Genomic DNA, 24,930 nt, shown 5'->3' with positions numbered 1-24,930 from the left:
AGTGGCTTTAATCGTCGGTAGCATTAATGTTGACAGTCATCACTGCATTGGTGTTCATCATCAGCAAATTCATCATCGCCTTCCTGATGCTGCATGACGCCCCAGCCATCAGTGGCACCACCGAACTCGGCGGCAAAGGTATTGAGTTCGAGCTCTTGGCTAACAATCGCATCGTACTCAGGCACCATATTCATGCACACGATAAGCTCCCACTTACCGAGTTCATCGTTGAGGTGTAATTCCATTTCGCCCTCGAGTTCAGATTGAGCTAACTCTTCTGCGGCTGACTCAGCATCACGCTGATCTTCAAACACAAGGAAAAAATCAACATCAAGCGCCTTGCTCAAATCGATACCGGATTCCGCCATTGCGGCCAGCATTTTGCCATTATCATCATCTGGAAATTGCATTATTAACTCCACTTACTTAAGGACGTTATTCGCCTGCGACAATCATTACGCTTTCGCCATTAAAGCTCACCACTTGCCCGGGTGAAACCTTCTTGCGCTTGCGAGTTTCCACTTCGCCATCGACAGTCACCATGCCTTCGCTTATGACGAATTTAGCTTCGCCACCACCGCCGGTCATCGACTGTACTTTTAATACTTTATAGAGCTCTATAAACTCTTCGCCTGGCAATAATGCTAGGGTTTGTGATACTGTGGTCACACTGTATACCTTTTTGAAAAAAATCGGCGCGATTATAACACTTGTGCATGATGACACGCTACAGTGGGCGCTCTGAAGCCAATAAACCGTAATAACAGTCATCCACCCAAAGATCGTCAAGCTTGTAGTTATGGCGCAAAATGCCTTCAAGTTGAAAAGCACATTTCTCTAACACCCGAGCAGAAGCACGATTGTCCTTAACACAGACGCCGACAAACTTGTGAATTTGATACTGTAAACAACCCCAGTCAATCACGGCATTGAGGCTTTCGGTTGCATAACCTTTACCATGACTCACTGGGCTGAGCATATAACCGACTTCGGCGTGGGCAAGCGTGACATTACTGGCGTAAAGACCGGTAAATCCCACGATTTGCCCCGTGGTTAACTCTTCAATAGTCAAGGTTAACCAATCACCCGACTCAAATACCCAAGGTGTTAGCCGCGATGCAAATTTATCGGCGATAACCTCAACACTATCCGGTCGGCGAACAAATTGATTCACACTAGGATCTTGGTGGATTGACAAGTAAACTTGCCAATCCTCACGTTGCAACGACCTAATCTTTAACCTGCCGGTATATAGCTCAAGCATCGTGTTGCCTCAGTTTAGCCGCGGCTGGTCACTTCAAGTAAGTGATAACCAAACTGGGTTTTAACTGGACCTTGAACTTCATTTAATGGCGCACTAAATACCACTTCGTCAAATTCACGCACCATCATGCCTGGGCCGAACGAACCTAAATCACCACCTTGAGCGCCAGATGGGCAAGATGAATGGGCTTTGGCGACATCAGCAAAATCAGCGCCGTCCAGAATTTGCTGCTTTAATTGCTCGCATTGTTCTTCGCTGCTGACTAATAAATGACGTGCAGTTGCTTGTACCATGTATCGCTCCTAAAAAATGTGTCAAAAGTAAGTAAAATAAAACCCAGCAAGTATAAAACATTTGCTGGGCTTAATGAACGATGATGTTCAGCCGAGAGGATTATGCCTTGGTCGCGGCGATCCAGTGGTGGATTTTTTGCTCCATCACAGCCATTGGCAGTGAACCAGAGGTCAAAATTTGATCATGAAACGCTTTTAAATCAAACTTATCACCTAAGGCTTGTTCAGCCTCTGCGCGCAAGGCCAAAATTTTCAACTGGCCCACTTTGTAAGATAATGCCTGACCTGGAATGGCCATGTAGCGCTCGACCTCAGCAATAATATCTGACTCCGCCATTGGCGAATTATCTTTCATATACTCAATCGCTTGCTCGCGGCTCCACCCTTTGGCGTGCAGGCCAGTATCGACCACTAAACGCATAGCGCGTAGCATCTCGTCTGATAACTTACCAAAATATTGGTAAGGATCATTAAACATGCCCATCTCGATGCCTAAGTACTCCGCATAGAGTGCCCAGCCCTCTTCAAATGCGGTGTAGCCGCCAAAGCGCTGGAATTGAGGAATGTCACTAAGCTCCTGTTTAATAGCAATTTGAAAGTGATGTCCAGGAGCAGCCTCATGTAGCGAGAGAGTGGTCATGCCCCACTTCGGCTGGGCTTTTAAATTAAAGGTGTTGATATAAAATACCCCAGGACGCGAGCCATCAACGGCAGGAGCATCATAGGAGGCGCCAGCAGCAGACTGCTCACGGAAACGCTCTACTGGTTTAACAATGTAATCTGCTTTTGGCATCACATTGAAGTAGTTAGGTAGCTCAAGATTGATTTTATCTTTCAACACCATATAACCATCGATAAGCCCCTGACGATCAGTGAAAAAATATTGTGGCTCAGATGACAGTGACGCAAAAAAAGCGTTTAAATCGCCTTCAAAACCCACTTGCTGACGTACTTTATCCATTTCAGACAAGATACGGGCCACTTCAGATAGACCAACCTGATGAATTTCATCAACCGACATGGTAGTGGTGGTATGTGAGTTGGCTAAGTGTTGATACCAGACTTTTCCATTAGGGAGCGCCCACCAACCGTCACTGCCGCGGGCCATCGGCAGATAAGTGTGCTGAAAGTAGTCTGTGAGCTGGCTCAGTGCAGGTAGTAACTGCTCATCAATAAAGTGGGTATATTGCTGCGTCAGCTGTGCTTTTTCTTGTGCTGTAAATGAAGCCGGCAATTGCGCAATTGGCGCGTAAAATAGGCTTTGCTGCGGCTGGCTGACCAACTGCGCTTGCAGTTGCGGAATAATGCGCTCCACTAAGACTCGAGGCAACACCACTTTACTAGCAATGCCTTCATCCATACGAGTTTGTGCCAATTTAGTCCACTCAACGAACCCAGCTAAACGCGATAACCAATTAGTATAATCTTGCACAGTATTAAACGGTTGAGCACTTTCACCGCTGCCTAATTGCACCATGCTGATCACTGTGCTGTAAAACTGATTCATGGGCATGAAATGCTCAGGAAAGGTTTCAGAAACAAGTGCGACATTTCTGTCGTAAGAAAACATGTCATAGCTCAGTTGCAACGCTGGCGACAATGCATCTCGGTCAATGACTTTGACCTGCTTTAAGTAGCGAGTGTTTAACTCATGGCGCTGTTTTAAATAGGTTTCAGTCAATGCGCCGCCAAATTGGTCGTTATAATCATTAACTCCCACAAAAGTCGCATAAATCGGCTCAAGCTTTAGGCTGTCGTTAAAATAGTTATCAGCCAGAGCCAAATACGCTTGTTCGGCAGTTTGCGTGCTGCCACTGATAGTGGTTTGCTTAGCTGCAACAGTGGCCTGCGTGCCTTGCTGTGCCTCTGAGCAACCTACAAGGATGGTGCTCGCAGCGATAGCCATTGCGAGAATGGTTTTCTTCATTTTTATGCTTTCCTTCATATTTTGTGCAATTGCTAGTTAGTTATTTTTCAGTAGATTAATCTAAGAGGTTGGCAGCACACGACTCATTAGCCCCTCTGATTTTGGTAACTCGAGACAGTTACTTTGACCAGGCTAACCTTATGAAAATCGTTCATCGACGATAGTGTCGCCCAGTTTTACAGCGTTAACATTAGCCCTATTGTATCTATGCCCGCATATTGATGAAACCAGCAACTAACCTTAATTACTGGAATGATTTATTAAATAAACACTGAGGTAGCCACCTCAAGCAGCCGACAATTTATTTGCCCCATAAAAAAAGCCCCATGAAGGGGCTTTTTAGACTTAGAAAAGTTAAAGCGCAACGTTATAAATACGTGCCTTTTCTTTGATGTAAGCAAGATAGCTGTTAGCTGTACGTTGAGTTTTCTCGTCTTTGGCCGCTTTTAAGCACGCATTATATGCCGCTTTATACTGCTTAGTACCGAGATAAGCTAATGCCAACTCAAATTCAACCTCACCTTCACTCACATCACCCGCTGCTAGCGCGTTTTTGAGTACGGGAATCGCTTGCTTGTACTCTTCTTGCAATGTCAATAAACGTGCCTGTTTTAGGTATAACTTACCATCATTATTGATGGCAGCGGCTTTACCATAATAGGTCGCTGCCTTATCAAGTTCTTTGGCATTATGATAAAAGCCTGCCAAGATTGAGAGCGTTTTTTCATCCTGCTCAATCAGACCGCTTTTTAAATGCTTTTCATAGATTTTAGCCGCGTTGTAAGGTGACCCATTTTGCGCTAAAAGCTGCGCTAAACGGGTGATATTACCTGCGGTTTCTAAAAATCCATTCTTGTAAGCCAGATCATAGGTGGCCAACGACTTGCTGTAGTCTTCGGTTATCAAATAAAACTGCGCTAATTGTACCCAGAGACGACCATCTTGTTGGAACAATGGCACCATGGTCTCGAGCACTTTAACGGCATTTTTATAATCTTTCTTATTGAAGTAAGCAGTCAGCTTCATCTGATATAAGCCTTTATCTGGCTTATCACTGATAGAAAGACCTTTATCAACGACTTGAAGTACTTTATCCCACTCTTTAAGTTCAGAGTAAGCAATACCGATACGGCGATACACTTGTGCATCTTCCTTACAGGTAAACTCCATCCACTTATAATACTGTGGAATCGACTCTTTGAACTTCTTCTCTTGGATTAACAAATCTGCATATAAACGCAGTGTTGCACCATGATCGGTTCCACCAAGAATGTCAGCATCTACGGCCGTTTTAAGGTACTTAATCGCAGTGCCCATCTGATTCTTTTCGGCGTAAAAATTACCCAGCATACGGGCAATATAGGCCTTATCAAAATCATCACGCGGGTTGGCTTCCAGCAATACCGCAATCGCTTCGTCAATGTTGCCTTCTTGATAAGCTTCAAAAGACTTCTGCACTTTTTTAGCAGAGTTTTGACCAACAGCCTTAGACTTGCGCTTTTCAATTGGACATTTTTCTGCGGCATGTGCCACAGGCAAAACAGCCAAACTACCACCGATAGCAAACAATAGGGCAGCTGCAAGCGTATTTACTTTTTGCATCTCTATTTGCCTCCATCGAGTTTAAAGTCTAATTGAACCGTCATGCCAGGCTGTTTAAGTGCTTTACCGTCAACAATCTTTGGCTTGTATTTCCACTTCCTGAGTGCGCGTTTAGCTTCTCTGTCGAAAATACGTTTTGGGTCTGCATCAATCACTTCGATATCGTCAACACCACCGAGTTCGTTAATCGTAAAGCTAAGTTGTACCCAACCTTCTTTACCATCACGAGCTGCTGCAATTGGGTATTGTGGCTCAATACGTACAATTGGCGTGGCATCACCATCACGAGTCATCATGTTGCCTAGCTTAAAGCCCGTACTTGCTGAACCTGCCACTACACCGCTCATGTTAAATGACATATTAGTGTCAATATCAGATGAGCTATCTGGTGGCGGAGTGTCGGGCAAAGGTGGTTGCTCAGGCGGCGTAGGTGGCTTAGGTTTTACCCTAGGCTTATCCTGCACTTTTGTATCCTGTTTATCCATACTGATCTCAATTACTGGAGATTCAGTTGCGGTGTCGGCGCGTTTAGCGCCGCCACCGACCAAGAAGGCCATGAATACAAACAGGGCAAAAGTAACAGCACCACCAATTAATAATGATACTATTGCTCTCAGCATATTAATCTTTCCCCGCTGATACCGAAATTTTGTCGATACCGGCTTTCTTCACGTTGTCCATCACCTTAATAACCAGGCCATGCTCAGCTTCTTTATCTGCTTCAATCAATACAGCCGCTTCTGGTGATTCAGCTAACATACGCTCTACGTTGGCTGTTACACGTTCGATGTCGACCTGACGGTTTTCCATCTTAATCACGCCTGTCTTGCTCACACCAATAAAGATGTTTGCAGACTTCTGAGTAGTCGCTTGAGAAGCTTCAGGCTTGTTATAGTCAAGACCTGATGGCTTAATAAACGATGTTGTTACGATAAAGAAGATCAACATGATAAACACGATGTCGAGCATCGGTGTCATATCAATCTGTGCTTCTTCTTCTATACTTGAATGCTTTTTACGTGCCATGTTCAATCTCTCTCTAGTGGTGTGGCAGGCTGTCTTTTAGCTTTTCCATACTGATCTTCATTTTTGCATCAAGGCGAGTACTGAAAAATACTCCCGATAATGCAGCGACCATTCCCGCCATTGTCGGCATGGTTGCCATTGAAATACCAGCTGCCATCATACGAGCGTTACTCGTCCCATGAACTGCCATCACATCGAATACCTGTATCATACCGGTTACGGTACCTAGCAGACCTATCATCGGACAGATAGCTACTAAGGTTTTGATAATCAGCATACGAGCATTCATATCTTGTTTCGCTTGGGATACCCAAGCTTCACGGATACGGTGTGCATGCCAAGAGGTAGAGTCCTCTCTGTTATTCCATGCGGTGATAATATTGCTATGCTCTTTTGGCGCAATCAAATTGAGATACCAAAAACGCTCAAGCATTAACACCCACATTAGAAATAGCACTGCCGCAACCAACCAGAGGACGTCGCCTCCGGAGGCCATGAAGCCCCTGACGGAATCCCAGATGTCCATCAGGTATAGCATCATTACGCGTTCCTCTTCTCAGCGTGCTCGGCAACGATACCTGCACTTTGCTCTTCAAGCACTTGAACAACAGACTTGCTGCGTGCAATAACAATCGCGTGCATCAGCATTAGTGGTAATGCCGCAACTAGACCTTGTACTGTAGTCATTAGTGCCATAGAGATACCACCCGCCATAAGCTTAGGATCGCCAGTACCGAATAACTGGATGCTCTGGAACGTCGCAATCATACCGGTCACAGTACCAAGTAGACCCATCATAGGCGCGATAGCCGCAAGAACCTTAATGATAGAGATGCGAGTTTCAAGCGCTGGCGTCTCTTTGAGGATCGCTTCGTCAAGTTTCAGCTCTAAGGTCTCAACATCGACATCTTTATTGTCATGGTAAGCCTTTAACACTCGACCAAGTGGGTTGTTACCTGGATTTTCAATATCTTTGCGCTGTGCATTAACTTTCGCACCAACAATATAAAGAGTAACTAAACGTTCGATAGAAATTAGCGCACCAAGTACCAATAGTGCGATAATGATGTAACCGATCGTGCCGCCCGCTTCAATGCGTTCTTCTAATGTGGCTTTCTGTGTAAATACATTGAGTAGTACACCGCGCGCAGGGTCAACAAACAATTTGTGCACACCTGACGTTTGACCTTCGAATTTTTTAACGCTTGCAACTTGCTCACCACCAGGCTGTTGAGATAACTGCTGGATAAGACGCAGATCAGGGTTATAGACAACATATTGGCCATCGGCTAATAGGTTATAGGCACCGACGCGGATCACATTAGTGTTGCTTACATTACCGTCTATACCAGTGACATCAGCATTGAATGAAACGACTTTACCTGACTCAGCCATTTCGAACAGCTGCGCTTCCCAGAACTTCTCTAACTCTTCAATTTTTGGTAGTTCTTTACGAGCACCTAATTCAGAGATAAACGCTGCACGACCAGGAAACTGAGCGCTAACGTTTGAAGATATTAGTTTGCCCGCAAAATCACCGGCCTCACCTTTAACGACACCGAACATTTCACCCAAGTCACCTTGAGCAATTTTGCGGTCTTCTTCTAACTGAGCAATTTTACGCTCGTTATCAGCAAAGGCTTGTGCTAGATCTTTACCACGTTGTTCTTCAGCAGCTAACGCGGCTTTTTCACGTTTAAGTAGTGCTGCTTTATCGCCACGTTCAGCTTGAAACTCAGCTTCACGCTTTTTGTTAACTTGAGCGGCATTAGCGCGATCACTTTGAACTTGCTTAAGCAGTTGATCAATCGTCTTAGGTGCATCAGCTGCACTGACCATTCCCGCTGTTAAAGATAGCGTTGCAGCAACGATTGCTGTAGAGATTAACTTTTTCATTATTGTGCAGCCTCCGCAGCTGGGATTGGTAACGCGAACATATCTGGAGCGCCTTGGCCACGTGCCTGGCGAATAGCTTTAGTTATGTTACGCAGATAGCTATCTTCTAGCTTATCCCATGCTTTTGTCTCTGGATTGAACATCCACGCAGACTTTTGGTCTAGGCTTTGTGCGTAATAGCCAACACGACCAAAGTTGATGAAATCAACTAGAATCTCTTTGCTATCAAGCTGCAACTTACCCGTTTCAACATTCAACTTTGAACCGTATTCGCGTTCGATATTGTATGCATCAAGAATAAGGCGATATTTTTCTGCAAGCGTCACGTTTGCAGTATTAAGCGTCTCACGTAAACGCTCGATACGAGCCTGACGAACTTCTTGATTGAAAGGCAAATCTAAAGCAACAAACTGCTCCAGCGCATCAACCATTTTAAACATTAATGGCACAACACCTTGACGTAACTTATCAACACCATTGATGTCTTCTTGAATAAGTTTCATCGTCGCTTCTTGGTCTGCGACCAAACCAGCAACGTAATCATTATATGATTTTGTTGATTCACGCGTATCAGCGACTTGGCCATATTCAAATGCCATGTCTTGTGCCTGATCGTAGAATTTATCAACTTTCTTTTGAGATGCTGCTGCATCAGAATGAATTCTCGCATCCGCTTTCTGTACATCAGAAAGTGGATCGGCAACCACTAAGTTACTGCCTGCTAAGGCCAGCGCGCCTACGAGCGCTGTAGCGATTTTAGTTCTATTGCTTACCTTGGACATAGTTCCCAACCAATTTGAAGTGAAAATAAAAAGTTTAACCTAGTAGCAACATGGGTTTCTGCTTATCTTGCTAGAATGACGTTGCTATAAGTGTGTATTTCTCTTGTGATTGTTAGTTATTATCTTCCCTCTCTACACTATACAGAGTGCAGACCCGCTGGCATCATTTCACAAAATGTTGACCGATGTCAACATTTCGAAAGCGGTAGAACTGTGTGAAAAGGCGATTACAGGGCTAAATTTACATAAGATGAGCTTTTTCAACTAACTCCTTTTGGTAGGTATTACATTTACAGGCTAGTAGACATAAAAACCTCAAACATAAACCATTGAAAATAAGCAACTTTAACTAAAGCGCGACACAACGCTCAACACGAAACAAAAAGGTAACAAATGGAGAGCAAAAAAGATTTTGAGTGCCCATTTGTTGCACAGACATTACAGCTAGTTAACTGCCATGATTCATTTTGACGTATTTTTCATAATACCCCATGACCCAAAATCGGTTTGAATAAGAAGAGGAGTATCGCAAAACAGACTTTTAGTAAAATAAGAGTCTTTGACTATAAACTATCTAAGTCTGAGGACATCAACCATGAATGATTCATGGCTTACAGTTAAATTGTAATAAAAAGGGCAATGTTTCCATTGCCCTTTTTTATCTATTATTTACGTAAGTGAAATATTAAAACTTCACACTCACACCAGCATAGAAGTTACGACCAGTGACATCATAAGCTTCTGACGCAGTATTGATACCAGTACCGCCATTGTTAGTGCCTTGCGGTAGCATCGGAGGCTTCTTATCAAATAGATTTCGAATACCAACAAATGCTTCCACACCATTGTTGAAGTTATAACGGGCATTGATGTCGTGATAAACTACAGCATCAATTTCATTACCTACACTAAGAGCTTCACCAGTATAGAAGTTTACGTTATTGCCATCGACTGAATCGACAACTTTATCCCAGTAACGCATGCGCCATGACAAATCTAAATCATCTAAACCGTAAGATAAGTTCAAGTTAGCTCTGTGTTCTGGAGTTAAAACTTCACCCACATAGTCAGTTGCCTCACCGCTTTCAATACCAGTAATTACGTATTCAAAAGTGTAGTTCCAAACTAATTGTGTACGGAATGTACCTGGGCCTAAATCCATAGCAAAGTTAACTTCTGTATCTAAACCAGATGTATCAATTTGGTTTTCATTGCCAGTACCTGAATTAACTGCTGTTAAAGCACCATCTTCATTACGTACAGCGTTGCCAGCACAATTAGGATCAAACTGACCTGGTGCGACATCAAAACAACGGCGCATCACAGTAGAGCGACTAGTAGTAGAAATCGCATCATCAATAGCAACGTTATAATAATCTAACGTAATAGATAAGCTATCAATTACCTGCCAAATAGCACCGACACTGTATGTTTCTGCAGTTTCAGGCTCTACATTAGGACTACCACCGATAGTGCCGCCTGTACCTTGAATTTCTGTTTGTGTTGGTTCAAAAGCACCATCAGCAGCAATTCGGTCGCTAATCGCTTGGATTGAACGACAGTTTTCAGCCACATTACCAGCCGTTGTCGCAGTGACACCAGCACAAGGGTCAGAGACCGCAGCAAATGTTTCACCGCGACCAGAATACAGGTCGGCAATATTTGGAGTACGTACTGCTGTTGCAGCAGAAGCGCGCAGGCTCAACGACTCAATCGGTGTAAACTTAACACCCGCATTCCATGTAAAATCGCCACCAGTGATATTATGTTCACCATAACGTCCAGCAAGGTTAAGCTCTAAAGTATCTAGAATTGGAAAAGCAGCCTCTGCATAGATATCTTTAGTGATTAACTTACCATACGTTGGTTCAGACTTATTGGTGCTAGATGCACCGATCTGTGCCATGTCGCCAGGGCTGTAACTGCCAGTTTCTTCACGGTATTCAGCACCAACAGCTAATCCCATTAAGCCACCAGGAAGTTCGAGTGGTAATTCACCAGTGAAGGTTGTTGAAAGAACAAACTGCTCAGCCTGACCAGCCGCTTTCGCTGGAACAAACACGAAATCTGCAGCTTCAGGAGTAATTGTGCCTTCACCAAACATATTAAGTGGAACACACCCTTGCAACACAGCATAAGGATCTGCACATACAAGGTTTCCATCACTATCTTCGATAACGTTTAATGCCATATTGGCTCTATCTACGTTTACCTGACCGCCATTTTCCTGTAGCTGATCCGTTTTACCCCAGCTTAAATAGGTATTATTAGCCCATGAATCATTTATAGCCCAATCAAAACCTGTTGCAACTCGAATAGTATTACGTTCAACATCTGTTGAGCGAGCACCTAGTTCAACCATTCTGCGAACAAATGTGGTTTGATTTAAGTTAGTAACACCTGCAGCGATCAACTGTGAACGCAATGCTTCAGGGATTAATGGATTATTCACATCCATACCGCCTACACCATTACGATCTTTAAGCCAAATGTCATTTACAACATCTAACGGAGTTGGTTCGATAGTAGAACCAATTGTTTTACTCGAGTTCCAGTTTAATTCACTAAAAAGAGAGATACTGTCATTAAGTTCATGGGTCAACCCTGCAGCCGCATATTTACGCTCCAAGGGAGTAACAAGCTGACGATAAGCAGCACGATTAAATGTTCCACTAAAAGGAGTGCCATCAGCATTCAATCGAATGGTTTTCCCATCTTGATCTTTAAACTGAATGCGGCCTTGTGGAGGATATGAAGATTCAACGGGACCAATTACCTCATTACCTTCATCATCAGTTATCCATGCAAGATCCTGATTTGAGAAGTCACGATCTGATGATTTTAAACCGTCATCTTCATCGTAACCAAGTGACAACCAAGCATTGCCACCATCCCAATTACCACCAGTCGTTAAACTGAAAGTACTTGTATTTCGGTCGCCCTCACCGGAAACTCCAGCTTGCGCATTAATGTCAACGCCTTCAAAATCTTTACGAGTAATAATGTTAACAACACCTGCAACGGCATCTGAACCATAAGTAGCAGAAGCTGCACTCTTTAAAATTTCGATACGCTCAACCATCGACGTTGGAATGGAGTTCAAATCAACAGCATAACCACTAGAGGGTGATACGCCTGATACAAACCGTCGACCGTTAAGTAAAACGAGTGTTCGTTCTTCGCCTAAATTTCTTAATGCTGTCGTATTTAAACCAACACTTGTTGTCGAGAAAGAGCTATTTGATTGATCTGAGCCCGCAAATGCAACTGGTGATTGATTTAGAACATCAGCAACATTAATAGCACCTGTTTGAAGAATATCGTTACGTGACAGGACAGTGATCGGAGTCGGAGTTTCGAGATCATTACGCTTAAGGCGAGAGCCGGTAACTTCGATACGTTCTACGTCAGCAGTCTCATCTGCAGCAAAAACTACCGGTGCGGTAAAAGCTGTTAATGCAGCGCCACTAACTAGTGCAAAACGCACAGAGTTAGCCAATAGGCTATTTTTATACATGTTGTTTCTCCCTGGACTTCATTTTTTTATTACGAATATCTAATCCAATAACCCAAAACTACATTACTGGTTAAATTTCTAGGTAAGATGAAACCACAAGAGAAACACTTGCGCAACAATTTAAACTCAATTTTTACAAACCAAAGGCTGAAAGCTGAATTTATGCACATTTAAACTGAAATATTTTATAACCCTGTTTCTTATCATAACCCGTAAATCTTTGTTATTCCTGTGCAGCCCACAAAATAATACTAAATTTATCAAGGGTATAAATTGGCATTATCAACTCATCTTTCTCCAGTAACACGTAAACACTAAATTAGATAATTAAACTAAAGCAACACTCTAACTTGAATGTTACAAAAGACTCAAAAAGCAAATGGAATAAAAACCTTACTAATTATATGGTTTGTAATTTTTGTCATACTTAAAGCTAAGCCATGTAGACTATTATCATTAAATATCTGTACAGACCAACCACGCCATTGTTGTTTTTAATCAGATTGAAAAATATAAAAAATATATCACTCGATCGTCAGCATGAGTGTGTTATAAAGCGGATATTTTTACGTTTAGAAGAAGCTATGTAACGCTACATTATTCATTGCTCCGCCCCCTCCTTCAACCAAAGCTTCTCTTAATCACTTGCGACTAAGTGTAAACAATAAGTTACAGTTTGGGCTGGGGAATTAATAACTAAAACATTACTTCAGAACGCCTTAATGCTAGAGCAAGGAATACTGACAAAAGAAGTGGGTAAAATAGCCGGATAAAATAAAAGATCCAAAAATCGAGCACAGAGCGTTAATGCGAGTGATAGCAAAACGGTAAGCGATTGCTCATTATCAAAACGACTATTTTTGAGCGAGTAACCAGACAACTACCAAAAAAAGTCATGTAAAAACGCAGTGAGCAGTCAAATAAAAAGCGCTTCATAATGAAGCGCTTTTTATATCTAGATGACGAGGTTAAACCGTCAACTTATAGTGTGTAGCGAATACCGATCGCGATACCATCATCTTCAGATAGTGACATTCTTGCTTCTTGCTCTTTATCTGCACTGGTGAAATCACTGTAATCTTTACGACCTTCGATATAAAGCACAGTATTGTTATCCCACACATAATGCAAACCAACAACCACAAACTGACGCTTAAATACATCGTTAGGATCGGCATTGAAGTTAGGTTGGATAACATAGTCATCGCCAGCATCTAAGATGTTGTACGATACAAATGGACGCAGACCATTGTCGAAGGTGTAAGAAAATAAACTTTCTACACCCCACGCATCTTTGATTAAGCGACCGATATTGTCGGTATCATGGTTTTCTTGCTTATTGACGTTGGCTGCCGCATAGAAACCAGCATCATCGAAGTTGCCCCAAGTCACACCGGCACCATAGATAAGATCAACTGCCGTCGTTTGTTCACCATTACCAAAACGGACGTCAAACTCACCACGGTTTACACCGGCAGTCAGAGTTAATTTATCCGTTGCTGCATACGTGATTGCACCGCCATAAGTGTAGTTAAACTCCACTTGCTGAGCCGCTCTGTCACCACTTGCCCAAAGTGCTTCACACGCTTCTTCAGAGATATTATCTGAATCACAGGTATAGAAACTGCTATTTTTTAACTGGGCTTGTACAGCAAAGCTGACATCACCAAATGCGTTACGGTATTGAACCGTTTTATCACCACGGCCTACACCGTTTACAGCACCATCATCTTTGTTATAGGTGTATACACCTGCGGTATTTCCATCCCAAACAAAGCCATAGTTTGTGCTATAGACCACATCGTACCAAGCACCCCATTGCTTACCAATGGTTAAGGTACCGTAGGTGTCGTGAGCGATGCCGACATAACCTAGACGGTTATAGAAAAACTCATCCTGAACAGATTCAAAACGGTTGTTATAGACAATATCGCTATTACCAACTGGATTTACGCCCCATTCCAATTTAGTGAACGCTTTCCAGCCATCACTCATATCACGAGTAAAACCGAAGTTAATACGTGACGCGCCATTAACAACCTCTGTTTCACCTTGAGTGTTAATAACTCGGGCGTCAATATAACCACCAATTTCGACAGCATTTTTATCGTCTTTATAGATTTCGATAGCTGATGCTGCTGGTACAAAAATGACAGCCGCTAATGCTGTTGCTATTAAACTCTTTTTCATGTGTTGGCTTAACCTTTAATTATGTTCAGTTTGCTGTTAACTTTTCTGTGCTAACTTTTAATGTTAACTTTAATGCTACATTCCGTTGCTTTATTTCACTCCACTTTCAAATTTAGACTACCAAAAGATCGCTAGTCGCTCAAAGCTGAATATCACATAAATTGCAGTTTTATTGCACCCAAACAGCAAATGAAACCATAGCCACCAAAGCCCAAAACACCCTATTAACACTAGGCGTCAACCCCATTAAAATCAACCCAACTAAATTAACGTTAACTGTTTTGAGGTTAACTCAGTGAAACTAGAATCAACAATGGTAAGGATGGGATCAGAAATAGGCGCGATTTGCTTATCCAGATAATACTGGTAATCAATATTACCCTGGTAACATTGCCTTGGTTCTGCCCCATTTGTTGTCATCAAATACTCCACCTTACACCCTCGCTTACCAAAACGAGATTCACCACTTCGTTCACACCACAAAGTGGCCGCTTTAACATGCGGCGCTGATTTTGCCGTATAGTCTTCTATGTTGCGGCGTAATCGCTTAGAAAACACTAACAGTTCGTCTAACTCGCCATTCTGCAGTGCCATAACCATAGTTTTTAAGTATTCGACCACATCTTGCTTAGTAAACAACCGATGATAAAGTTCAGCTTGTATCTGCCGCGCTAATGGACTCCAATCACTCCTTACCTGCTCCATGCCCTTAAAAACCAGCTTTAGCTCACCGTTTTGCTGGGTATAAGCCCCCACATAACGTTTTTTTGAGCCTTCTGATGAACCACGTAATGTCGGCATAAAAAATTGCTCAAAGTGTCGTTCATACTCCAATTCGAGATAACAGGCTAAATTATAGTCACGCTTTAGCAATTGCTGCCATTTTATATTGATTTTTGTCACCAGAGAGCGCGCAAAGTCATCGATATGGTCAATTGAACTCACATCGGTTACATGCACAAAAGTAGAGTCGGTGTCACCGTAGATCACCGTTAACCCCATCTCTTCGAGCCACCGACGGGTTTGTTTCATGATCTCATGCCCACGCAGGGTAATAGAGCTGGCCAACTTTGCATCATGAAACACACATCCCCGCGATCCCAATACCCCGTATAAGGAGTTCATGATGATTTTTATCGCCTGTGACAAGGGGGCATTGGCCTCTAGCTTAGCCTGCTCACGCTTAGTGGCTAGCTCCGCCACTAAGTCAGGTAAAATAGGCGCATTACGGCTAAAACGCGCGCCTAAAAAGCCTGCAACGGTATCGGTATCGCTCATCGCCTGCCCTTCGATTAGCCCTTTAGGATCAATTAAAAAGGTGCGGATGATAGAAGGATATAAGCTCTTAAAATCGAGTACTAAAATATGCTGATAAAGCCCGGGGATAGAATCCATCACATAACCGCCTGGGCTCTCTATGCCATCACTGGCTGGCTCACTTGGCGCTACATAGCCGGCGCGATGCAGATGCGGTAAATAGAGATGATTAAACGCCGCGACAGAGGCCCCTACTCGACCAAACTCCAAACCTGTTAGTCTTGAACGCTCAAGGGCAAACTCTGTCAGCGATGTTTTTTGAAAGATGTCCCACACCAGGCGGCTATCTGTGATGTTGTAATGGGCCAACGCCAGCTTATCTTCTTCAAATAAGGCGGTGATCTCCTCGCCCCGATTGGCCACATTATCAATCGCTTTGCCTTCATCAAGCAGCTGACGAGATACATTGTCTAAAGCATAACTCTCAAACTGATAAAATGCGGCCTTGAGCCAATCGATACCATCGAGCACCACTCGCCCGGGAAGCACCAAGGTTTCAGGACGAAACTTACCTTCCACCTTCCACGTTAATAACTGATGATGTCGCCCCAGATTAAGCGGAATTTGATGATGAGCGGCCCTGCGATACAGTAAGGCTAAATCGAATGTGACCACGGCCCATCCAATGATAATGTCGGGATCAAAGCGAGCAAACCAGTTAATCAGCGCGATAATCAGCGCCGCTTCATTATCTACCCATTCAATATTGGTTACGTAGCTAGCATCCAATGGAGGATTAACGCCCTCACCATCGCCCACCATAATAACTAACTCAATCGCCTCGCCATCATTATCCTTGCCATATAAGCCAACGCTATACAGCTCGCCACTCATTGAGCATTCAAAGTCCAAAGACACGATTGAAAGTGTGACATCAATATCGGTACGGCGAGCTCGATGCCCGATAACCGTCTTGATACTCTCATTTGGCACCAACTCAGCAATAAACTCCACATCTAGGGCGATAAAACGCTCAATGAGATAGCGTTGCTCAGGGCGAATATCAGCTTCGTGCAGCACTATTCCTAAGTCGGTCGCCTCTCTCACTAACTGGCGAAAGCTTTGGCTGTTACCACAGTAAAGCGCCGTTACCGCTTGATGGTCAAAGGTCTTTAGTGTCAGCGCTTCGGTTCGTACAGACAGGTGCGCTAAAGGCGATAACAGCTGAGCGACATCTTGGGTGCGACAAAAGCAGACTCGCTCACTGTCGTTAATCACCACACGTATGGGGCCATCGAGGGTTTTGAGGTAATAATGCAGGGCGTTGCCCACATGATGGCGGGTCAATATTCGGCCTTTAATCGATTGCATCGCAGCAGAGGTTAAGCTGGTAGGCTGAAGTGTGGCAGCGCTGGGTGTTACAGATTGAGATGTCACGTAAGGTGGCCTGTCATTGTTTAAATGCGCCAAAATTAAAGCGGTAAATCGATGCTGCTGTCACGAATGCAGCACACCATAAATATAGGCGAGTTCTGCCACGGTTTTGGCGGCAAATTTTTTCAATAAACTGGCGCGGTGCACTTCAACGGTTCGCATCGCAATACACAGCTCATCGGCAATTTTTTGATTGCGTTTGCCGGCAACAATTAACCCCAAAATATCTTTCTCACGCTCGGTTAATGAGCGATATGCATCGATACTGGCCAATTTATCCAGCTGTTGCATTGAGGTTTCCAAGGCTTGGTTAATCGCTGCCACCAGCTGATCGGCATTGACAGGTTTTTGAAAGAAGTTGACCGCCCCAGCTTGCAGCGCATCAACGGCCATTGGCACATCGCCATGACCAGTTAAATAGATCACCGCCAGCGGACTTTGATTATCGCGTAAATATTGATGCACTTGCTGACCGCGCAGCACAGGCATACGACTGTCTAATATCACGCAGCCTGGCTGCGTCACCGTTACACTGTCAAGAAATTGCTGACCATCGGTAAACACTGCAACATTAAATTCATACTCATCGAGTAAAAACGCCAAAGACTCCCTGACAGACAGGTCATCATCGACAATATACACGGGTAAGTTAGTCAGGCGATCATTCATGGGGTTTACCACTCACAGGGATAACAATGGTGACTTTACAGCCGTGAGGCGCAATAGGGCTCAAACTCATTTGCCCAGCATGATCTTCTATCACATCACGGCAAATTGCTAGTCCTAACCCTAACCCTTGTGTTTTGGTGCTCACAAAAGCCTGGGTCACATCGGCGTGTTCTGGTGAGATACCAATGCCGTTATCGCTAACCGTTAAAGTTAAAACGTTAGCCTGATAATGGCTCTCAATAACGATTTCTGGCTGCCAAGTCACATCAATGTGCTGCGCACTCACGCAAGCATCAATGGCATTAGTGACGAGGTTAACTAACACTTGCTGCAAGCCTATCGGGTCGACATAACACAATGGCAATGACGCCTGCAGTGACAAGCGGTATGGGATCTCAAGCTTAGTCAGCCGAAAATCAAGCAGCTCCATAGTATCACTAATCAGTTGATTAATATCGGTATAAGCCTTTTCTGCCGCATGCTTTTTTATCATGGTTCGCAGCCGCCGCACTATGCTGTCGACCCGCTCCACCTGATGTTGAATTTTTTCAAGTACAGGCACCAGATCCTCAAGCGGACGCTGCTTAGCGATACGCAATAACCCCGCTTCGGTGTAATTTCTTATCGCCGCCAAAGGTTGATTAATTTCATGGGCGACACTGGTGCCCAGCTCACCCACGATGGCTATTCGCTGGGCATGCTCGAGCAGCTCGCCATTGTGTTTAAGCCGGTGTAGCGCCTGCTCTAACTGCTTTTTATTACGGTTAAAACAGTACTCTAACCAAAAGTGGTAGCCATTAAGCAGCACTAAAGTCACCAACAGCAACCAGCCCCACTGCTGATTATCCTCTAGCCAGATAAACGCCTCTTGCCACCAAGGCAGATGCAAGGGATGCATGTTCAGTTCTTGATACAACTTATCGATAGTTAACAGGCTCACCGGCGATGTCCAGCCTGACGCTCTGGCGGCAATGGCCGCCTTGCTGTCAGCGGGCATTGCCAATAGGGCTTGGGACATCTGTTTTGCTAATTCGTTTGAAGCGCGCTGGGTCTTGGCAAATGACCAATTAGGATAAAGCTCACTGGTCACTTGGCATGGAAAGTGGGCCGGCGAGCGAGACTGGATCACCCGATAGTTAGCCTCGAGTAATCCATCTGTCACCATGCTTTCTAATAAACAGGCTGGGACCACGGCGGCCTCAATATGCTTATCGCGTAACTGATACAAACTGGCATCGATGGGGAAGCCTAAAAAGCGTACACGAGAAAAAAACGCATTGGCATTAAAGCCCTGGCTAATTAAATGATGGCGCAAACTTAAATAGCCACCAAAGGCGTTACTGGCCACGGCAGAGACGGGCTTGCCATAAAGCTGCTCAAAACTGTAATAGGGTGAGTCACCGCGCACCACCAGCGCCGAGCCAATGCTGTTGGTTTGACTCTCATCGGTGGGGCTGGTCATGGTTGCCAGCCAAGAGAGATCAAATTGCCGCCCAAGTTGCACCGCTTGCCCGGGGTTAGTGACCACAAAATCGACCTTGAGCTGCTCAACGGCTTGAGCCATTTCATCCAACGTTAGCGGATGCAACATAAAACGCGTGTCAGCAATATGCGACTCTAACCAAGCCATGGTTGGCTGCCAGCGATTACGCGCCGCCGCCTTACCACGAGTGGCTAATACCGCAACATCGATCACTTGCCCCGCAGCCGGCTGACTAGCCTCAGCGATGTCAATGTTGCGCTGCACTACGACTTGGCTCGTTATCCTATCACTCGGCATTGCCGCCAGCGAAAAATGAAGACCAGCGCATATAACCCCACTCATGACGAGCCACAATGTGCAATTAAATAGCGCTCTTTTACATGGGGATATTAAGCATCGCCTCAAGGTCATCCTCTCCTGTTTAAGTATTATATCTTCTTAATTATTAGAGATATATCACCCTATAGCGGTCACATAACTTGTTCTAGATCAATATTGATCTGGGTATGTGGAAATCCACAATATCGCCACTGATGTGAATAACGAACAATGCCATTGTATATTTTATCACCCACCCAAGTAGGCGTTATATGGATACTGATAAACGACATTTTCTCAATCGCATGGCGGGTATTACTGCCGGTGCGGCGCTCATTCCCGTTGCAGGGATCAATACTGCGGTTGCTAGCACAGTTATCCGCAACAACCAACAGGCCGATCGTAAAGGTCACATAGGCAAACGCTATGCCATGGCTATCGATCTGCGTCAATGCGTCGGCTGCCAAGCGTGCACCGTCGGTTGCAGCATAGAAAATCAGGCGCCAATAGGCCAATTCAGAACCACGGTCAAACAATACCAAGTCAAGCTAGACGGTAAAGAACAGCCCCAGCAAGTGAAGGCGTTTATGTTACCGCGTTTATGTAACCATTGCGATAACCCACCTTGCGTTAAAGTCTGCCCAGTGCAAGCCACCTTTCAACGTGAAGATGGCATCGTCATGGTCGACAACGAGCGCTGCGTCGCCTGCGCCTATTGTGTGCAGGCCTGCCCCTATGATGCCCGTTTTATCAATCACGACACCCTAACCGCCGATAAGTGCACCTTCTGCGCCCATCGATTAGAACAAGGTTTACTTCCTGCCTGTGTCGAAACTTGTGTGGGCGGTGCTCGCGTGATTGGCGACATCAACGACCCCAATAGTGTTATCAGTCAATTACTGACCGCAAACAAAGACGATATCAAGGTATTAAAACCTGAACATAATACCCATCCGCACGTGTTTTACATCGGGATGGATGAGCGCTTCGTCAGCCATGTCGACGGTCAAGCCGCCCTCTACGAACCTGTGGGAGAATAGTCATGAACATCACCGAAATCTTGATTCCTGCACAAGAAGTGGCCTGGCTCCCCTGGGCAGTGCAATACTTTTTCTATATTGGCGCCTCTTACGCCGCGGCCATCTTGTTGCTCGTCGCCTTGGTTTTTAGCCGTCAAACCACCCACCATTTTCGTGTAGCACTCGCGCTCACCATGGCCATTGGCGCCATTGTTGGCCCGCTGGCCCTCACCGGCGATTTACATCAACCGGGCCGTGCTTGGCATTTCTATTTTCATGTCACGCCATGGTCTTGGATGTCGTTAGGCTCATTTTTCTTACCACTATTTTCTGGGTTAAGCGTGCTGACCGCCTGGCTTTATCTGCGCCGCGATATTGCCGCATGGCAGTTTAGCCAGTCTCCCTTGCTGCGCAAGTTAGCGCTGTTAACCTTGGGGCAATGGCAAACAACTCACACACAGTTACTTGTAGCCGCCAGCCTAACCGCGCTGTCTGGGCTGAGCATTGCTATCTATACTGGCGCCGAAATTTCAGTCATCGCCAGTCGTCCTTTATGGCATCAACCCGCCTCAGCACTACTGTGGTTTACCAGCGCATTTGTTGGCGCCATCGGCTTTACCCTGCTGACATGGACACTGCTGCCTAACGCGACAAAACCGGCGTTAAGCGGCGCCGATCGCAATATCATCCAACGTACCAGCATTATCGGCGCGACCTTGGCCTTAGTGTTAGTGCCGATTTGGGCCTCAAACAACCCCAGCTTTTCATTGTTCGCCAACCCAGTTTGGGTCATCAACCTTACGCTAATGGCCGCCACCTTATCTGTCTGTATTGGTCTAGCGCTATTATTCAACGTCTTTGCCACGCGCACATTTGGGGTTATTGCTATGGTAGTTAGCAGCCTACTGTGTGCGTGGGTAATACGTTGGGTAACCATTTTGGAAGTACAAACCATTGCTCGCTTTGATGTGGGAGATTTTGCCTATCAGTTGCCCGCTGGGAGCGCTGGCTGGCTTGGGATCATTGGCATATTCGGCCTATGGCTGGCGCTGGCACTTATCGGCTCAGAGCTTATCAACGCTAAAGCCACTGCGGTTCACCAATCTCAAGCTCTGCAGCAATAACCAACATATTTAAGGATTTTAAAATGGATAATAAACGTCGTCTGCTACTAAAATCAGGTTTTGCTGTTGGTGGATTAGGTGCATTCTCTGCCGGTTACAGTGACACCATTCATCATGCGGTCAAAGGAACCTTAGAGGGCAGCGCGGGTAAAAAGACCCAACATATTCACCATGGCAACTCGTTAGCGCCAGAGTATCACCTCAATGCGAATGGCAAGCTACTGCCTAATCCAGATCAAAGAGTCGCGCCATCTATGTGTTTTGGCTGTTGGTCGTTATGTGGCCTGCGGGTACGTATCGATAATAATACCGATGATATTTTGCGCATCGCTGGCAATCCATACCACCCACTATCACACCATGAGCAGATCCCTTACGCTACGCCAGTTAAAGAGGCTTATCGCTCATTGATGGGCGAAGCTGGGCTCGCGGGACGCTCCACCGCCTGCGCCCGCGGCAATGGCATGTTAGAGATACGCAACAGCCCTTATCGTATCACCCAACCGCTTAAACGTGTGGGTAAACGCGGCGAAGGCAAGTGGCAACCCATTAGCTATGAGCAGCTGCTCAGCGAAGTGGTCGAAGGTGGCGATCTGTTTGGTGAAGGCCAAGTAACTGGGCTGCGTGAAATACGCGACATTCACACCCCGCTGGATCCACAAAACCCCGAATATGGCCCCAAAGCCAATCAGCTATTGGTCACCAATGCGGGTAACGAAGGCCGTGATGATATTTTAAAACGCTTTGCCTTCAACAGTTACGGCACGCGTAACTTTGGTCACCATGGTTCCTATTGTGGTTACGCGTTTCGGGCAGGCTCAGGGGCTATGATGAATGATTTGAATAAATTCGCTCATCTAAAACCCGATTTAGACCACGCCGAATACGTGCTATTTATTGGTATGTCACCAGCGCAAGCGGGCAACCCGTTTAAACGCCAAGCAAGGCAATTGGCCGAAGGACGCACTAGCGGTCGGCTCAAATACACCATCATCGCCCCGAGTTTACCGGCAGGTTCATCGAGCTTAGCCGCCGGTGATAACAACCATTGGCTGCCCATCAACCCCGGAACAGACTCCGCTTTAGTGCTCGGCATGATCCAGTGGATCATCGCTAATCACGCTTACAACCAACCCTTTTTGGCCCAGCCTAGCGCCGCAGCTATGGCAAAAGCCAATACTGCCCATTGGTGTAATGCGACACACTTGGTGATAAGTGACGAGAGTCATGCCGATAATGGTCGCTTCCTGCGCGCCTCCGATATCGGCCTGAGCTACAGCGGCGAGCCGTTATCTGACAGCGATCCTTTTGTGGTGGTTAATGCGGCCTCAGAGCAACTCAACGTCAACACCCAAGACGATGCCGCGCAACTGTTTGTCGATAGGCAAGTCATTAGCCTTGGCAAAAACATACGAGTGAAATCCTCATTGCAACGCTTGAAAGAGGAAGCCTTTAAGCATGATTTAGCGTTTTATAGCCAACAGTGTGGCATCGCTGTAGCGCAAATCGAAGCCTTAGCACGTGAGTTCACCAGCCACGGTACCAAAGCGGTAGTCGATACCCATGGCGGCAATATGCACACCAATGGCTTTTATAACTCTTTTACTATTTTAATGCTTAACGCGCTGATTGGTAATATCAATATGAAAGGTGGTGCCATGGCTAAAGCTGGCGGCTACCCCACATCGGCCGCAGGCCCACGTTACGATTTCACCCAATTTAACGGCAAGACTAAGCCTAAAGGAGTTTTCTTATCTCGCAGTAAATTCCCCTACCAAAAAACCAGCGAATATAAACGCCGCGTCGCCGCAGGAGAATCACCTTATCCTACTCGCGCACCTTGGTACCCGATCTCAGCCCCGCTGCTCACCGAGCACTTATCGGCGGCTATCGACGGTTACCCTTATAAAGCCAAAGCCTGGATTAACCACATGGCTAACCCACTTTATGGGGTCCCCGGGCTAAATACCCTGCTGGGCGATAAGCTGAAAGATCCACAGCAATTAGGCCTGATTATCTCTATCGATGCCTTTATCAATGAGACTACCGCACTGTCTGATTATATTGTGCCCGACACTGTGACCTATGAAAGCTGGGGCATGTCTACCCCTTGGCACGGCGTGCCGACCAAAGCGGTCACCGCACGCTGGCCCATCGTTGAACCGCGCACAGAAAAAACGGCCGATGGTCGAGCGATTAACTTTGAAAACTTCATCATAGATGTAGCTAAGCGTATGGAGCTAGGCGGTTTTGGCGACAATGCCATACAGGACAGCCAAGGTAACTGGCATCCCATTCATAGCGCTGAAGATTTTTACCTGCGCGCAGCGGCAAACCTTGCCTATGCCAAAGGCGGCGTCCCGAGCGTCGAAGCCGAAGACATTGCCTGGTCAGGGCTTGAGCGACTCATGCCGGCGATGACCCGCACTCTAACAGGTGAAGAGATGCGAAAGGTAGGTTACATCTTTGCCCGTGGCGGTCGTTTTGAAGACGCCAGCCAAGCTTACCAGCAAGATAGAATGAAGCATCGCTGGGCTAAGCCACTGGCCATTTGGAATGAAACCGTCGGTACGTCAATCAACACCATGACCGGCGAGCGCTACCTAGGTTGTCCTACTTGGTCACCGCAGCGCTTGGCTGACGGCACACCATTTGAGCAGCAATACCCTAAAACACAGTGGCCGTTTAGCTTGACCAACTTCAAGTCAAACATCCATAGCTCGGTGTCTAATTTGTCACCGCGCCTTGCCTCGATTAAAGGGGTTAACCCTGTATATATTCACCCCATTGATGCTGAAAATGCGGCAATAAGCACAGGCGATCTGTTTGTGATTGAAACCCCAAGCGCTAAAACCCAAGCCTTAGCAATGGTCGTTGAGGGGATAATGCCCGGGACTTTAGGTTTTGAGCATGGGTTTGGCCATACCGAGCTAGGTGAGCGGGCTCATTGGATTGGTGATAAACAGCAACCCGTTAAAATGAAATCCAGAGATGGAGTCAATATTAACGATATCGGCCTTATCGACCCGACTCGTGAAGGCCAGGGCGTGATGCTCGACTGGGTGGTTGGCGCCGCCGTTCGCCAAGCCATACCCGCTAAGATTTATAAGGTGTAAGCACGCCGCTGGA

General features: G+C 45.6%; 19 protein-coding genes. 3 read left to right on the top strand and 16 right to left on the bottom strand.

The window, feature by feature from the left end; translation table 11 throughout:
• Positions 1–23: 23 nt before the first annotated feature.
• The 16 genes from AC5YB1_RS08275 to AC5YB1_RS08200 all read right to left on the bottom strand — a co-directional run bounded on the left by AC5YB1_RS08275 (position 24) and on the right by AC5YB1_RS08200 (position 19,682).
• Positions 24–410 carry a ribonuclease E inhibitor RraB gene (locus AC5YB1_RS08275; RefSeq protein ID WP_494521438.1) on the bottom strand — a complete coding sequence of 129 codons (387 nt, stop codon included), beginning with the start codon at positions 408–410 and terminating at the stop codon, positions 24–26.
• A 25-nt stretch (positions 411–435) separates the two neighbouring features.
• Complete coding sequence (locus AC5YB1_RS08270) at positions 436–669, bottom strand: RNA-binding S4 domain-containing protein (protein WP_494521437.1); 234 nt, start codon at positions 667–669, stop codon at positions 436–438.
• A 58-nt stretch (positions 670–727) separates the two neighbouring features.
• Positions 728–1,264: a GNAT family N-acetyltransferase gene (locus AC5YB1_RS08265; RefSeq protein WP_494521436.1), complete on the bottom strand. Its 537-nt coding sequence runs from the start codon at positions 1,262–1,264 to the stop codon at positions 728–730.
• Positions 1,265–1,278: 14 nt separating this feature from the next.
• A complete protein-coding gene (locus AC5YB1_RS08260) occupies positions 1,279–1,557 on the bottom strand; it encodes a peptidylprolyl isomerase (protein ID WP_475514273.1) in 279 nt (92 codons plus the stop codon).
• A 100-nt stretch (positions 1,558–1,657) separates the two neighbouring features.
• Positions 1,658–3,484, bottom strand: a complete 1,827-nt coding sequence (locus AC5YB1_RS08255; RefSeq protein WP_494521435.1) for a DUF885 domain-containing protein — start codon at positions 3,482–3,484, stop codon at positions 1,658–1,660.
• A 354-nt stretch (positions 3,485–3,838) separates the two neighbouring features.
• Complete coding sequence (locus AC5YB1_RS08250; RefSeq protein WP_475514275.1) at positions 3,839–5,086, bottom strand: tetratricopeptide repeat protein; 1,248 nt, start codon at positions 5,084–5,086, stop codon at positions 3,839–3,841.
• 2 nt (positions 5,087–5,088) lie between these two features.
• Positions 5,089–5,706 (bottom strand): energy transducer TonB, encoded by a 618-nt coding sequence (locus tag AC5YB1_RS08245; RefSeq protein ID WP_110456698.1) that lies wholly within the window; start codon positions 5,704–5,706, stop codon positions 5,089–5,091.
• A 1-nt stretch (position 5,707) separates the two neighbouring features.
• Entirely contained in the window at positions 5,708–6,112 is a 405-nt protein-coding gene (locus AC5YB1_RS08240) for an ExbD/TolR family protein (protein WP_110456699.1), read from the bottom strand.
• A gap of 13 nt (positions 6,113–6,125) precedes the next feature.
• Positions 6,126–6,653 (bottom strand): MotA/TolQ/ExbB proton channel family protein, encoded by a 528-nt coding sequence (locus AC5YB1_RS08235; RefSeq protein ID WP_475514276.1) that lies wholly within the window; start codon positions 6,651–6,653, stop codon positions 6,126–6,128.
• Entirely contained in the window at positions 6,653–8,008 is a 1,356-nt protein-coding gene (locus AC5YB1_RS08230) for a MotA/TolQ/ExbB proton channel family protein (RefSeq protein ID WP_494521434.1), read from the bottom strand. Before AC5YB1_RS08230 ends, AC5YB1_RS08235 begins: the two co-directional genes overlap by 1 nt.
• Positions 8,008–8,790, bottom strand: a complete 783-nt coding sequence (locus AC5YB1_RS08225) for a DUF3450 domain-containing protein (RefSeq protein WP_494521433.1) — start codon at positions 8,788–8,790, stop codon at positions 8,008–8,010. Before AC5YB1_RS08225 ends, AC5YB1_RS08230 begins: the two co-directional genes overlap by 1 nt.
• A gap of 685 nt (positions 8,791–9,475) precedes the next feature.
• Positions 9,476–12,307 (bottom strand): TonB-dependent receptor, encoded by a 2,832-nt coding sequence (locus AC5YB1_RS08220; protein ID WP_475514279.1) that lies wholly within the window; start codon positions 12,305–12,307, stop codon positions 9,476–9,478.
• 981 nt (positions 12,308–13,288) lie between these two features.
• Positions 13,289–14,497 carry a porin gene (locus tag AC5YB1_RS08215; protein ID WP_494521432.1) on the bottom strand — a complete coding sequence of 403 codons (1,209 nt, stop codon included), beginning with the start codon at positions 14,495–14,497 and terminating at the stop codon, positions 13,289–13,291.
• 261 nt (positions 14,498–14,758) lie between these two features.
• Positions 14,759–17,125 (bottom strand): DNA polymerase II, encoded by a 2,367-nt coding sequence (locus AC5YB1_RS08210; protein ID WP_494521612.1) that lies wholly within the window; start codon positions 17,123–17,125, stop codon positions 14,759–14,761.
• Between the two features lie 126 nt (positions 17,126–17,251).
• Positions 17,252–17,857: a response regulator transcription factor gene (locus AC5YB1_RS08205; RefSeq protein WP_494521431.1), complete on the bottom strand. Its 606-nt coding sequence runs from the start codon at positions 17,855–17,857 to the stop codon at positions 17,252–17,254.
• The gene (locus tag AC5YB1_RS08200; RefSeq protein WP_494521430.1) at positions 17,850–19,682 is read right to left on the bottom strand and encodes a sensor histidine kinase; all 1,833 of its coding nucleotides are present in this window, start codon (positions 19,680–19,682) and stop codon (positions 17,850–17,852) included. The genes AC5YB1_RS08205 and AC5YB1_RS08200 overlap by 8 nt, the downstream gene beginning before the upstream one ends.
• Positions 19,683–19,930: 248 nt before the next feature.
• Here AC5YB1_RS08200 and dsrO point away from each other — a divergent pair, with 248 nt between their 5' ends.
• The 3 genes from dsrO to AC5YB1_RS08185 are packed head-to-tail and all read left to right on the top strand — an operon-like array spanning position 19,931 to position 24,917.
• Positions 19,931–20,698 (top strand): sulfate reduction electron transfer complex DsrMKJOP subunit DsrO, encoded by a 768-nt coding sequence (dsrO, locus tag AC5YB1_RS08195; protein ID WP_494521429.1) that lies wholly within the window; start codon positions 19,931–19,933, stop codon positions 20,696–20,698.
• A gap of 2 nt (positions 20,699–20,700) precedes the next feature.
• Positions 20,701–21,801 carry an NrfD/PsrC family molybdoenzyme membrane anchor subunit gene (gene nrfD / locus AC5YB1_RS08190; RefSeq protein WP_494521428.1) on the top strand — a complete coding sequence of 367 codons (1,101 nt, stop codon included), beginning with the start codon at positions 20,701–20,703 and terminating at the stop codon, positions 21,799–21,801.
• A 23-nt stretch (positions 21,802–21,824) separates the two neighbouring features.
• Positions 21,825–24,917, top strand: coding sequence for a tetrathionate reductase subunit A (locus AC5YB1_RS08185; protein ID WP_494521427.1), 3,093 nt, complete (start codon positions 21,825–21,827; stop codon positions 24,915–24,917).
• Positions 24,918–24,930 lie beyond the last annotated feature (13 nt).

It is taken from the genome of Shewanella sp. 433 (genome assembly GCF_059338565.1).
This window is presented reverse-complemented; position numbering and strand designations above follow the sequence as displayed.